Source organism: Adlercreutzia agrestimuris, assembly GCF_943193125.1.
Classification (GTDB): Bacteria; Actinomycetota; Coriobacteriia; order Coriobacteriales; family Eggerthellaceae; genus Xiamenia; species Xiamenia agrestimuris.
This window is the reverse complement of record NZ_CALPCX010000003.1, coordinates 70392-84033: the sequence shown is the minus strand read 5'-3', so window position 1 is coordinate 84033 and position 13642 is coordinate 70392. Positions and strand designations below refer to the sequence as shown.

General features: G+C 45.5%; 16 protein-coding genes. All 16 read right to left on the bottom strand.

Features of this window, described 5'->3' with window-relative positions; genetic code table 11:
* Nucleotides 1-5 precede the first annotated feature (5 nt).
* A complete protein-coding gene (locus tag NFR28_RS05960) occupies nucleotides 6-266 on the bottom strand; it encodes a DNA-directed RNA polymerase subunit omega (RefSeq protein ID WP_251178920.1) in 261 nt (86 codons plus the stop codon).
* Nucleotides 267-273: 7 nt separating this feature from the next.
* Nucleotides 274-846, bottom strand: coding sequence for a guanylate kinase (gmk, locus tag NFR28_RS05955; protein ID WP_251178919.1), 573 nt, complete (start codon nucleotides 844-846; stop codon nucleotides 274-276).
* 6 nt (nucleotides 847-852) lie between these two features.
* A complete protein-coding gene (mihF, locus tag NFR28_RS05950) occupies nucleotides 853-1161 on the bottom strand; it encodes an integration host factor, actinobacterial type (RefSeq protein ID WP_251178918.1) in 309 nt (102 codons plus the stop codon).
* A 291-nt stretch (nucleotides 1162-1452) separates the two neighbouring features.
* Nucleotides 1453-2178 (bottom strand): orotidine-5'-phosphate decarboxylase, encoded by a 726-nt coding sequence (pyrF, locus tag NFR28_RS05945; RefSeq protein ID WP_251178917.1) that lies wholly within the window; start codon nucleotides 2176-2178, stop codon nucleotides 1453-1455.
* The gene (locus NFR28_RS05940; RefSeq protein WP_251178916.1) at nucleotides 2172-3083 is read right to left on the bottom strand and encodes a dihydroorotate dehydrogenase; all 912 of its coding nucleotides are present in this window, start codon (nucleotides 3081-3083) and stop codon (nucleotides 2172-2174) included. The genes pyrF and NFR28_RS05940 overlap by 7 nt, the downstream gene beginning before the upstream one ends.
* Before the next feature lie 2 nt (nucleotides 3084-3085).
* The gene (locus tag NFR28_RS05935) at nucleotides 3086-3910 is read right to left on the bottom strand and encodes a dihydroorotate dehydrogenase electron transfer subunit (RefSeq protein WP_251178915.1); all 825 of its coding nucleotides are present in this window, start codon (nucleotides 3908-3910) and stop codon (nucleotides 3086-3088) included.
* Nucleotides 3911-3988: 78 nt separating this feature from the next.
* A complete protein-coding gene (locus tag NFR28_RS05930; RefSeq protein WP_251178914.1) occupies nucleotides 3989-5281 on the bottom strand; it encodes a dihydroorotase in 1293 nt (430 codons plus the stop codon).
* Nucleotides 5265-6209 (bottom strand): aspartate carbamoyltransferase catalytic subunit, encoded by a 945-nt coding sequence (locus NFR28_RS05925; RefSeq protein ID WP_251178913.1) that lies wholly within the window; start codon nucleotides 6207-6209, stop codon nucleotides 5265-5267. Before NFR28_RS05925 ends, NFR28_RS05930 begins: the two co-directional genes overlap by 17 nt.
* Nucleotides 6210-6212: 3 nt before the next feature.
* Complete coding sequence (gene pyrR / locus NFR28_RS05920) at nucleotides 6213-6800, bottom strand: bifunctional pyr operon transcriptional regulator/uracil phosphoribosyltransferase PyrR (protein ID WP_251178912.1); 588 nt, start codon at nucleotides 6798-6800, stop codon at nucleotides 6213-6215.
* 290 nt (nucleotides 6801-7090) lie between these two features.
* Entirely contained in the window at nucleotides 7091-7921 is an 831-nt protein-coding gene (locus NFR28_RS05915) for a formate/nitrite transporter family protein (RefSeq protein ID WP_251178911.1), read from the bottom strand.
* Nucleotides 7922-8047: 126 nt separating this feature from the next.
* Entirely contained in the window at nucleotides 8048-9295 is a 1248-nt protein-coding gene (locus NFR28_RS05910) for a serine/threonine protein kinase (RefSeq protein ID WP_251178910.1), read from the bottom strand.
* A gap of 24 nt (nucleotides 9296-9319) precedes the next feature.
* Nucleotides 9320-9739, bottom strand: a complete 420-nt coding sequence (locus NFR28_RS05905; protein ID WP_251178909.1) for an XRE family transcriptional regulator — start codon at nucleotides 9737-9739, stop codon at nucleotides 9320-9322.
* A 99-nt stretch (nucleotides 9740-9838) separates the two neighbouring features.
* Nucleotides 9839-10654, bottom strand: a complete 816-nt coding sequence (locus tag NFR28_RS05900) for a DUF4190 domain-containing protein (RefSeq protein ID WP_251178908.1) — start codon at nucleotides 10652-10654, stop codon at nucleotides 9839-9841.
* A gap of 170 nt (nucleotides 10655-10824) precedes the next feature.
* Nucleotides 10825-12498: an AMP-binding protein gene (locus tag NFR28_RS05895; RefSeq protein WP_251178907.1), complete on the bottom strand. Its 1674-nt coding sequence runs from the start codon at nucleotides 12496-12498 to the stop codon at nucleotides 10825-10827.
* 22 nt (nucleotides 12499-12520) lie between these two features.
* The gene (locus NFR28_RS05890) at nucleotides 12521-13072 is read right to left on the bottom strand and encodes a helix-turn-helix domain-containing protein (protein ID WP_251178906.1); all 552 of its coding nucleotides are present in this window, start codon (nucleotides 13070-13072) and stop codon (nucleotides 12521-12523) included.
* Between the two features lie 33 nt (nucleotides 13073-13105).
* Nucleotides 13106-13642 (bottom strand): 2-oxoacid:acceptor oxidoreductase family protein, encoded by a 537-nt coding sequence (locus NFR28_RS05885; RefSeq protein WP_251178905.1) that lies wholly within the window; start codon nucleotides 13640-13642, stop codon nucleotides 13106-13108.

The window sequence follows — 13642 nt, the reverse complement described above, 5'->3', positions numbered from 1 at the left end:
TAGACCTAGTGATTCTTAACGTCAATAGATGCAGGATCAAATGAAACCTCACCACGTGCAATCTCAGTGAATGCAAGAGAGAGTGGCTTTTTGTCTGCTGCGCGAGCAATCTCTACCGCAGTTTGCAATTGTATTGCGCGATCGCGCTGCCCACGCATCATGTCATTAATGTCATGCGCGCGCTTTGAAGCAAGAGCGCACAACAGAAAACGATCGTTGTCAGTTTCTGACAACAGCACATCAATCTTTGGTTCAATAATGCTCATAGCGAACTTAACCTCGTGTTTTCTCAGCTTTGTCATTGACATATGCCACTAACTCTTCGGTGGCCTTGTCAATATCATCATTCACAAGTTGTATATCATACTCCATTTTTTGCGAAAGCTCTACCTGGGCGACCTGCATGCGCACAGCAACTGCATCATCGGTCTCAGTTCCACGACCGCGCAGTCTACGTTCAAGCTCTTCGAGTGAAGGAGGTTCGATAAAAATAAGATGCGCATCAGGGAATTTCTCTTTAACTTGAAAACCACCCTGAACATCAATTTCAAGAATTACCTGATCTCCAGCAGCTATATGTTCTTCAACGCTTTTACGAGGCGTTCCATATTGATTGCCACCATAGGTAGCCCACTCCAAAAGCCCGTTTTCATCTATGAGCTTTTGGAAAGACGCCGGGGTCTGAAATTGATAATGCACGCCATCAACTTCACCTTCACGTGGCGTACGCGTTGTTGCAGAAATTGAAGCCCAAGCATCGGGCACTAAACGCAAAAGACGGGCCACCAAGGTGCCTTTACCTGCACCCGATGGCCCAGAAATTACAAAAAGATTTCCGCGACGCACGTCAGTCTAGCCCAAACGCTCCAACAGAGCAGCTTGCTGACGATCGCCCAATCCCTTCAGACGACGACTCTCAGCAATCTTCAGTTCGCTCATGATCTTTTCAGCCTTAGCCTTACCATAACCAGGCAGGGTCTCAATAAGGGTGCTTACCTTCATGCGTCCAATTACGTCATCGTTCTTCATTTCAAGAACCTGAGCCAAGGTCAGCTTTCCAGATTTCAGATCATCACGAACCTTCGCACGCTGAATGCGAGCTTCCTTTGCCTTTTCTAGGGCCTTCTGACGCTCTTCAGCGCTGAGTTGAGGAATAGCCATCTGTATCTTCTCCTTCTTGTTCCAAAGCTAAGCTTTATATAAGCTTTCAAAAAAGCGTTTCCGTGATACTAGCACGGGTCACACACATGCAACACGCAAAATGCCTGATTTTTTTAGAAATTTCAAGTTGAAAGCACATGACTTGAGCACTATATCACGCATTTGAGACAAAACGATTAAAATTCCCCCACGTTTATCTCAACTTACAACTTGCGAATCTCTTCTGAATTCTACCGATGCATGCATCAGAAACAACGCTTTAAGCTTACCTATATCCTCATTATAAGCAAATTATAGGTCTGCGACAATTGCTTCAAAAGCAGCTGCTGGATCGGTGGCCTGTGTAATGGGTCTTCCCACAACAATATGAGATGCTCCGTTCTCAAAAGCCTGTTTGGGAGTTGCTACACGAGATTGGTCTCCCTTGTCAGACCCTGCAGGACGCACACCTGGCGTAACAATATAAGCCTCCGGTCCTAAAATCTCACGTAAACGCGAGGCTTCTTGCGGAGACGCGACAACGCCTGAGATGCCAGCCCGCTTTGCCTGTTCAGCCAATACTACCACCTGATCAGCCATAGCGCGCGAAACACCAGTTTCAGCAAGCGCCGCATCATTCATTGAAGTAAGAACAGTAATTCCCAATGTAGCAGGTGTGTCATACCCATACTCTTCAGATGCTGCAACTGCACCGGCTTGCGCGGCACGCATCATATCTACGCCACCAACAGTATGCATGGTAAGCATATCGGCGCCACTTGCAGCTGCCGAATATGCTGCGCCTTCAACCTGATGCGGAATATCATGAAATTTAAGATCTAAAAATACCTTAAAGCCACGCTCTTTGAGCGCATACACAATTGCTGGTCCATTCGCATAAAACAGCGTCATGCCAACTTTCATCCATGTGGCTTTGCCTTGCAGCTGATCAGCCAAGTCAAAAGCTTCTTCAATACCGCAGTCAAGCGCCACAATAACGCGATCGCGCGCAGGTATGTCGTCAAAAACTGTTAGCACTTCAAAGCTCCAATCAACTCATTAACATCACGTACTCCGTGACGTTCACAGAAATCCGCAATACCATTAATAACATCTTGCGTTGCACAAGGATTGACGAAATTTGCCGTCCCTACTGCAATCGCAGTAGCCCCCGCAAGCATAAACTCTACAGCATCAATACCATTCATGATACCACCCATGCCTAAGATTGGAAGCGAAATCGCCTGATGGCACTCCCAAACCATGCGAAGAGCGACAGGTTTTACGCAAGGACCAGACAGACCGCCCACGACGCGCGCCATCGTCGGCTGCATTCGCTCAGCATCAATTGACATGCCCAAAAGCGTATTGATAAGAGATATGGCATCAGCTCCCCCTGCTTCTGCGGCTTTTGCTATATCAGTTATCGATGTAACGTTTGGCGTAAGCTTAACAATTAAGGGGCGCTTGGTAGCTTCGCGAATCTTTTTCACGATTGCTTCAACGCATGCAGGATCGGTACCTAGGGTCATACCACCTGCATCAACATTTGGGCAAGAGATATTGATCTCATAAGCATGAACACATGCTTGTTCAAGCTCATCAACTACTGCTAAATACTCATCAAAACTATGACCTGATACATTAACAATAATGGTTGCGCCTTGATCATTGAGCCATGGTATATCAACATCCATCAGGTGTTTTACGCCAGGATTCTGCAGCCCAATTGAATTAAGCATACCAGAGGGTGTCTCAGCAATACGAGGCGTATCGTTTCCGGCCCAACCATGAAGCGAGACCCCTTTGGTAGTAACTGCACCCAATGCACTGACATCAACAAAATCATTGTATTCACGCCCTGCGGCAAAAGTTCCCGAAGCGGTAGTTACGGGATTTTTCATGAGTAATCCGCCAAGGTTTACTCCCATATTTAGGCCCATGATTACCACACTACCTTCGTTGCCTCGAAAATTGGTCCATCTACGCAAGCTCTCAATTTTCCCTCTGTTGTTTCAACCACACAAGAAAGACAAGCTCCAATACCGCAAGCCATCCGTCTCTCCATTGAGACTTCGCAATATACGCCAGCATCTGCACACAAATCTGCAACGGCACGCATGAGTGGCTCTGGACCACACACGGCAACATAGTCGTACTGTTTGCCGGCTTGGCCAGCCGCTTCAAGTGCTTCTGCAACCAAACTTGTCGCAAACCCTGCACGACCAAAGGAGCCATCATCAGTTGAACAGAGAGGAGCAACTTGATCAGTTGTCCCAGCAGACAGCAGCACCTCATAACGTCCTCTGCACACCAAAGCCTGCTCTGTTTGTGCACCTAAAATAACATCAGTGTGCACCCGAGTTTCAACGAGCTGCTCAGCGAGCATGTAAAGCGGTGCAGCGCCAACACCTCCTCCAACAAGCAAAGCGCGCTGAGTGTGTTCTGGTGGCATCCAACAACGTCCTACCGGACCGAGCACTTCAACCTCCGAAAGCGCGCCTTCATCAGCGGTAAGCGTTGTCATGAAATCCGTACCATACCCTACCGTCTGGTAGAGAATATCAATTGTTTTAGTAGCTGGATTAGTCGCATAAACTGAAAAGGGTCGGCGAAGAATATGATCAGCCATTCCAGGAATTTTAACATGCACAAACTGACCAGGCTCAATGCTTTCAGCAATGCGGGGGGCTTGCAAAACCATCAAATACAAACGCGGTCCCACACATTCATTTTCAATAATACGCGCCTGCTCATTAATGAGGGGCATAATTGACTCCTTATACAAAGATAGACCGTAATACATCAATCGGTAGCGCACCAAATATGGCACGCTACCGATTAAGCGTTATTCAACAATCATACCGTCTTCAAGGGTGGCATATCCCCCAACATACACATCAGTTGCGCGACCGGTAAGTTCAGCACCTAAAAAGCCGCTATTGCCTGATTTAGAAACCATGCCTTCGCGTGTAACCGTCCACACTTCACGAGGATCAATTACCGTCAGATCGGCAGTACTACCAGGCTCAAGGGTGATCTTTTCTACACCAAGAATTGCACGCGGGTTCACCGACATCAGCTCAACAAGCTGCTCCCAGGTAATCTTGCCCTGAGCTACCAGATTGGTAATCATAAGCGAAAGTGAGGTTTCAAGACCTATCATGCCGAAGGGAGCCAATTCAAACTCACGATCTTTCTCAAAATCTGTATGAGGAGCATGATCGGTAACAATCGCATCTACCGAGCCATCAATAACACCTGCAATAAGCGCTTCTGCGTCTTTTTGAGTACGCAGCGGCGGGTTAACCTTTAAGCACGTGTTGTACTCATCGGTAATGTCATCTTCGCTCAAGAAGAGGTGATGTGGGGTAACCTCGCAGGTCACCGGCAATCCTTCCGCTTTAGCCTCTCGAACCATATCAAGACCACGAGCGGTAGTAATGTGCTGGATATGCAGCGGACAACCGGTAAGACGACACAGCGCAATATCACGTGCTATCTCAAGTTCTTCACCTTCAGCCGGCCACCCCAACATGCCAAGGCGCGTTGATACCACACCTTCGTTAACCTGGCCTTCGCCCACTAAATCATCATCTTGGCAATGCACCATGACAACTTTGCCAAACTGTGAGGCATAATCCATAACACGGCGCATCATGCCAGCGCCTTGGATACCGCGACCATCATCGGTAAAAGCAACTGCGCCGTGAGCAACCATGTCACCCATCTCTGAAAGCGTTTCACCCTTAAGACCTTGACTGCAAGCTCCTGATACATACACGCGTGCTTTACCTGCTTGTGCTGCGCGAGCCTTTACGTATTCAACGCCCACTGCATTATCAATGACAGGAAGCGTATTGGGCATAGCGCACACGCCTGTGAAGCCACCTTTTGCAGCAGCACGCGTACCTGATGCTATATCTTCTTTTTGCTCGAATCCGGGCTCACGAAGGTGTACATGCATGTCCACCAAACCAGGGACGACAATCTTTTCACGCAGATCTCGTTCAATGCCTTTCTCGATTGACAAGTTCTGACCAACTTCAACAATTTTGCCATCACGAATAACGATGTCAGCAACTTCGTTAAGTCCGATTTGGGGATCAATTACATGAGCGTTTTTAAGCAGTAATGCCATCTTCGCTCCCTCCTAACAGCAGATAAAGTGCAGCCATACGCGTTAAAATACCAGCATAAACCTGATCTAAGATGATAGAGCGTTTAGGATGATCAGCCATATAGCTATCAAGCTCTACACCGCGGTTGATAGGACCTGGATGACAAATCAAAGCATCGGGCTTCATAAGATGCTCGCGCTCTTGCGTAAGACCATACAGCAAGTTGTATTCGCGAAGCGAAGGATAAGGAGCTCCCTCCAAGCGCTCGCGTTGGATGCGCAGCATATAAACAACATCCAATTCGGGCAGCGCTTCATCAAGATTTGAAGTCACATGATCGGCGCCTAAAATATCAGGGCGTGCTGGCAAAAGCGTAGGCGGAGCAATAACTGTTACTTCACACCCCATAATCTTGAGAGCGGGAATCAAAGATCCGCACACGCGCGAATGTCCGATATCGCCAACAACACCCACTTTCAAACCATTAAGATCTCCCTTGCGCTCCCAAATTGAGTACAAGTCTAGAAGTGCTTGGGTGGGATGTTGGTGTTTGCCGTCACCTGCATCAATTACATGAACACCAGATACGTCAGCGATTTTGCGCGGAACACCAGCATGCTTATCGCGCACAATAATCATATCAATTTTGTAAGAGCACAGAGTCTCTACTGTGTCCACCAAGCTTTCGCCCTTTACGGTTGAAGTTGAAGAACCTCCGAAATTCAAGCTGTTTGCAGAAAGGCGCTTTTCAGCAATCTCAAATGATGAGCGCGTACGCGTTGAGGGCTCGTTGAACATATTAACGACGGTTACGCCTTTTAGAGTTGGAACCTGCTTAATACGACGCTCGTTGACTTCCTTGAAACGTGTTGCAGTTTCAAGAATAGTCATAATATCGTCTGCAGAGTATTCCGTAATATCAATCAAGTGCTTATGGTTGAAAGCCATTGATTATTCACCCCCCAAAGGTGCAGATCCTGCACGCATACCTGGCTCAATTGCCAAAATCTCTACCTCAGATTTATCATCTACCTCTTCCAAGAACAAACGAACGTTTTCATCGGATGCGCTTGGAACATTTTTACCAACATAATCAGCTCGAATAGGCAGTTCGCGATGACCTCGATCAACCAGTACTGCAAGCTGAACACATGAAGGACGACCGATATCCATGAGTGCATCTAAGGCCGCACGAATTGTTCGACCGGTATACAACACATCGTCAACCAAAACGACATCCTTACCGTCTAAATCGAACAAGATGTCAGTTGAATGAACTTCGGGAGCCAAATGCGTTGCAAAGTCATCACGGTAAAAGCTGATATCTAATTTACCGAGCGGGACCTTTGTTCCCTCAATTTCTTCAATTTTTTCCTGAAGGCGCTTTGCGAGCAAGTCACCACGCGTAACAATACCCACTAAAGCAAGATTTTTGGCACCATGGTTGTTTTCAAGAATCTGGTGTGCCATGCGCGTAAGAGCGCGCTCAATTTCGTCTGCATCCATACAAACGCTTTTGACCGTGCCTGCGTTGGTCATTACCCACCCCTTTCTTTTGGGATGGTACAGGCGACCTGAAGATGCCTTTGCGATGGCTTGTTTCAACCTGCCAAAATGGGCAGAAAAAAAGCCTCGCAAGAGACGTAGGCTTCAACTTTTGCGCTTTATATAAGCGCTCTCGTATGTGCCTTGTCGGTCTCTCTGTACCGCTTTTAAAGGACTGGAACCAGTATACGCAAAAATGACTATTTTGCTAGAGATATTTCGCAATATTGCAATTTTTATGCAATTATTTCTTCTGTTTGTGAGCTTGAGTAAAAGTATTCGCGTTATTTTTCCGAGCGCTGCGCATAGACATACCAATATGCAATGCCCACAATCACGCCACCAATGATGTTTCCGAGCGTTGCCAAAAGAATGTTATAGACCACGCCTTCAAACGCAACAGCACCTGCCACTCCTACCCCAAGCGAATTTTGAATCAATCCCATTGGCAAGAAGAACATGTTTGCCACGCAGTGCTCAAACCCACAAGCAACAAAAGCCGAGATTGGCAACAAAATACCAATAACCTTATCAACAACCGTGCGAGCAGAAAAGCCAATCCAAACAGCCAAACAAACAAAGATATTACAAAGGATGGCCTTAAACAGCAGCGGAATGGGTTCAAGAGCGACTTTACCTGCTGCAATATTGACCATCGCAAGTGCTACTTCTCCCCCGTTTAGCGACGGAATCTCAGCAAGTGCAATGATGGTAACTGCTACGAGCGAACCACAAAGATTACCAAGCCAGACAATGGACCAGTTTCGCAATAGACCACGCCATGAGATGCGTTTTGAGGCTTTTGCGCAAATCATCAAAATGTTTCCAGTGAACAACTCAGCGCCACAGCACAATACCAAAACAAGCCCAAGGCAAAAGCAGATGCCACCCACAAGACGCTGTACCCCAAAAGGCAAGGTTGGGTCGCCTATGAATACACAGTAGAATAAAGCGCCAAACGAGATAAATGCACCCGAGAGCATGGCCAAAACAAAACACTTTGCAAAAGGGAGCGCAGCTTTGGTTTGTGCAACGGTCTCAACTTTCGCTTCAACATCAGCAGGGGCTATCTCATCAGGTCGTAACGCCGATAATTCTTGGGAGCTTAAAGACATGCGATTACCTTATCTATTTCAAGTAAGTAAGTACAAAAAAGTGTTTTCCATAGTACTAAAGGTATCTCAAAACGAAAGGCGAAAGACGGTGCCCGGAAGGCGTTTAGCCATAAAGACTACGTGTTTTTATCTCAAAAATGAGAGAATCCCCACCAAAACAAACGAAATGATTATGCTCAGAGCTACATATAAGATTCTTCGTGATATTTTTACTGAAGCAAATTTCGGAATTACGACAGCTATAAGCTGTTTTGGTATACCCAGCGTAAAAATAGGAAAGAATATAAAGAGGTATATACACCCATAATTAAGTAACCGAAGATACAAAGGAGCATGAGCCAAAGTGAGGTCAGGATCAGGATAAATCGCCACATGCACAGAAGCAGCCAAGAAAACCACCATAAGAAAGACCATGATACAACCCGACAAGATTCCAAGCGGATTTGTTGTCTTAAAAGCATAGCGCAATCGAGACAATATTGACTCTGATGATGCAGGTGTGACAAGTGCTTTAACTGCATTTTTGGGGTATCTCAACGACGCAACTTGTGCATCTTTGCTCTGCAATGATATATCTGTCACCGCTTCAAGAAATGCTTGTTTAAGTGCACGCACTGATGCATAACGATCTTTTGGATCAAGCGCTGTAGCACGAACTATAACCTGACGAAGCGCCTCTGGAACACCTGCATGCATAAAACCATTAAGGCGTGCCTGCGCAGTAGGCGTTTCTTCGGTTAAACAAAACCACAACACCATACCAAGCGCATATACATCTGAACGCACATCGGTTTGTCCAAATCCAAATTGCTCTGGAGGTGCATATTCTTTGGTTCCAAAATGATGTGTATCTTCGCTTGAGCCTTCCTTATAAAGACGTGCAATGCCGAAATCGATAATTCCAAGGCTTCCTTGAGACAAAATAATATTTGTTGGCTTGATATCTCTGTGGATAATAGGCGCCTCGAATGCCTCGTGTAATTCAAGCACTGCATCACATAAGCGCGGAAATATATCTATTGCAAGCGCAAGTGAAGGATCGCAACGATAAGCAACTTCATGGAGCGTCTCCCCTTTGAGATACTCCATAATTACAACGGTTTGCTCACCGGCGTTGTAGCAATCATAAATATAGGGAAGATGAAGAAAGCGCTTTCCTTGTTGCTGCGCATGATAAAGTGTTTCGTAAGCACTCCCTGTACCCATATTACGTTGAATTCGTTTGCGAATAAACGGCCCTGTTTCAGAGCCGTTTATTCCTTTAAATACCACTAATTCAGTAATCTCTTGGGGAGAGGATTTCAATACCGAAATAACGCGATAGCAATCATCACGCTGAAGAGCATCAAGATGTTCGGAAAGTTCGTCTGACATAATGCCACCATCATACCAAACAGTTTAAGAAATGGTTTCTTCTCCAAACCGATATAGTTCATCGTCGGTCTTTTGAAGCGTGTATCCTTTATCCAAACAAAAGATGATGATGGCATCACGCTTGTTCTTGCAATACAACTCGTTAGCACCGGAGAGCTTGAGAAGTCTATTACACTCTCGCAACGTCAAATTCATAGCAAAAGCAAGTTGCAAGATTTTATCTCGTGAAGCACCACGTTGGCCCATGAAGATCTGATATCCAAACGTTTCGTTTATTCCTGCTGTACGTATAACATCTGGTCTTTGTAGTCCATGAATGTTCAATAAGTATTGAAGATAATCAGGCAGTGTACGTTTTTGAATATGGTGATCTTCAATGAAAGCCGTCGGGTCTCCAGAGGCCAACAGCTCATTAAGCAATTCTTCTGTTAATGGTTCTGGCACCCGACGCTTCTTTCTTCTTCTCTGGTTTTTTATAGGTGACATGATGAGCGTGTCAACAGAACTCTACCATTGTCATCTGTACTTAATCTCATCAGCAGTCTATTCTACAACCCAACCAGCTGTAGCGCTGTCATTAAACATGTTTGAGTAATAAAGTACCTTGCTAATATCACCATCAAAATAGAGATTTCCTGTTACAGAACCTCCTGCGGCAAGCGAACCCGATGAAAGGCTATTTTCGGCCTCGGAGTAATATGTTTGATTATATTGAGCACCTTGCGCATCCTGAGCTTTCCAATCATAAGGATTAAAGGAAATGTCTTTGGATCCGGTGTTGGTATAAGTAACGGAAACGCCAGTAATTGGAGAATCGTCATAATTAACCAACCCAGCCTCTACCGAATTAACAGTGACAACCGTTCCATCGGTAAGCTCAATAGAGTCACCCAATACCAAATTACTGTAATCAATTGATTCTTCTTGCTCAGTTTCTTTATTCGACTGATTGTCTGACGATGTATCGCTGCTATCACCTGTAGCGTTTGAGGCGCTACTTGAAGACGAAGTTGTAGTAGCAACAGAGGGGTTAATTTCTTCACGCGCAGAATCAATTGCCGCACCATAAATGCCCTGCGTAGCGATAACAAGTATTCCAGACACAATACCAAGAACAAGTCCGGCAATAGCTAAACCTTTACCCCTTTTCTTACCTTTAGTGATACCCACCAAACCAATAATTGCAAATATCACACCAAGGATAGCCAATATCATTGAAAAATTGTTAATGATGGGCATCCATGATGAAATGATAGCCAAGATACCAAGCACAAGTGAGGTAATAGCCATGCCTGACGTTGACACAGCATTGCTTTGGTTTGGTGCACCATAAGGCACACTTGGTTGTTGCTGATCCATATAAAATCATCCCTTCTCGTTCTTTTAATGATGCAAGAAGGAATGCTAAAGAATGCCCCTAGCGTTTTCATTAGCTGCCAGCTAAGTTCTGGTAAGCAGCAATCACAATATAAACACCCCCTGAATCTAAATTATTGATCCAGGGGGTGCAAAAGCCATGCAATGAGTAGTTATTCTTTTATGCCATCCGTTTGGCGAATAAGTTTACGTTTGATCTTGCCACCAATTGTTTTGGGAAGTTCGTCAACAAATTCTACGATGCGCGGGTATTTATAAGGCGCCGTAGTTTTTTTGACATGGTTTTGAAGTTCTTTCACCAGGCCATCTGATGGTTCCCAGCCACGCGCCAAAACAACAGTTGCTTTAACAACTTTACCGCGGATAGGATCAGGCGCTGCGGTAACTGCACACTCCACAACTGCTGGATGCTCCACCAAAGCACTCTCAACCTCAAAAGGCCCAATACGGTAACCTGAGCATTTGATCACATCGTCATTGCGACCAACAAAAAAGCAATAACCATCAGAATCACGCCATGCCATATCGTGCAAGTTATAGTACTCGCCACCAACCGCCTCGCGCGTTTTCTCATCATCATGGTAATAGCCCACAAAAAGACCAGGCGGATACGCCTCTTTAAGTCCCGTTACGCAAATTGCACCTTCTTCGCCATCAGCCACTTCCTGACCATCATCATCAAGCAGCTTTATATTAAGCAAAGGAGAAGGTTTACCCATAGAACCAGGTCGAGGCTCTATCCAGGGAAAAGTTGCTAAAAGCACTGGCCCTTCTGTCTGACCAAAGCCTTCACGAATTTTCTTACCCGTCAAACGTTCCCATGCAAGCGTTACCTCAGCATTAAGTGGCTCACCTGCAGTAGCAAAATTCTCCACGCTTGAAAGATCATAGGATGCTACATCTTCTTGCAGCATAAAACGATACATAGTTGGAGGTGCGCAGAAGGTTGTCAGCTTATAGTCCTGAATCTTTTGGAGCAACTTTGTTGGAACAAATTTTTCCATGTCATAGGCAAAAATTGTTGCACCCGCAATCCACTGACCATAAATCTTGCCCCAGCCAAACTTTGCCCAACCAGAATCTGTAACAGACATATGCAACTTGTTTTCCTGAACCTGCTGCCAGTACTTTGCAGTTATGATATGACCGAGTGGATGAGCGAAATTATGCTCTACTGCTTTTGGATTACCAGTTGTTCCACTGGTAAAGTACATAAGCATGATGTCTTTGCTTGTCACAGCCTCATCGCCGCACGGACGATCAAATGCTTCCGATTCGTCTTTAATGAGGTCAGCAAAATCCACCCAACCATCACGATGCCCCGCAACCAAAAGCTTCTCGCAAATAGTAGGCGATTCCGGCAACGCCTCTTCTACTTGAGTGCATACATAGTCATCATCTACGCATACCACAACTTTAACTTCAGCACTATTTGCGCGGTAAATCACGTCTTTTTTGGTTAGCTGCAATGATGCCGGTATGATAGTTGCACCAAGCTTGCAAAGCGCAACTGCACAAACCCAGTATTCCCAACGACGACGCAGGATACACATCACCACGTCACCTTTGCCAACGCCTAAACGGCGGAATGCATTCGCCGCTTGATTTGAAAGACGTGAAAGCTCATTAAAAGTGATGATCTTCTCGTTGTCGTGATCATCGCACCATACCAATGCTACTTTTTCGGGCTCTACACGTGCCCACTCATCAATAACATCAAATCCAAAGTTGAAAGCTTCTGGAACATTTATTTGGAAGTTTTCAAAAAAGTCTTCATACGAATCAAATTCAATACGAGGGCAATATTGCTTTAATACGTGATCCACAGCCTACTATCCTTCTCGCTCTTTATTCAGCAATAATCGTTACAAAACGCGCTGGCTTATCTCCTTTGCAGCGCTGCCCATGCGGGTACTGAGGATTGAAATAAATGCAGTCGCCTGCCTCCAATTCAAACTCTTTATCACCCCAGGTAACCACTACTGTTCCATCTAAAACTAGATTGAATTCCTGTCCAGTATGGGTTACCAACTCCGCAGCCTCAACACTGGGTTCTAACACCACCAAAAGCGGCTGCATGATTTTTCCCGAATAGCGCCAAGCAAGGTCTTCAAAATGATAGCCCGGGTATCGGTCTACCTCACGACCTTCGCCATTCTTGACAACATGATAGGTTTCTAACTTAGCAGCAGTTCCCGTTAAAATTTCAGTAAACTCAACACCAAAGTGATGCGCCATATGATAGATTGCCGAAATGGGCACGTCTTGGCCAGTTGCCTCCCATTCCTGATAGACCGCAAGATCTACGCCGAGCTCTTGAGCCATTTCTTCTTGGGTAACATCACAAGCTTCACGAAGACCCTGAATTCGTAAACCGATGTCAGCTAATTCTTGCACCATAGCTTGTCCTTACTCTGTCTATATCTAAGGTTTTTAGGCTTGCATGCCAAGCTTCAAAGCAGCAATGTTTGCATCAAGAAGATGTCGCTTACGAGCTGGAACACACTTTTCCATTGCAGCAAATAGCGTTTCCTCTTCGCAGAAATGAGTTTCAGCAAAAAGCTTACCAACCAAAATGACATTGGCTAAGCCTTTCATGTTGTTCTCTTCTGCCAGCTCAGTGGCCGGAACAGCACAAACAGAAACGTTAGCAAGATCAGGAATATGCTGAACCAGTGTTGAGTCAACTACCGCAACACCACCAGGCACAACTGCGCTTTCAAACTTATCCATTGATGGCTGATTCATTACAATAAGCGCATTAGGAGCAGTAATAAGCGGAGAACCAATGGGGTCATCTGCAAGGGTTACCGAACAGTTTGCTGTACCTCCGCGCATTTCAGGACCATATGACGGCAACCATGAAACTTCACGATCTTCAATAAGACCAGCAGTAGCAATTATCTTGCCAGCAAATAAAACACCTTGACCACCAAAACCGGCAAGAATCAAACTCAGGTTTCTTCCCAT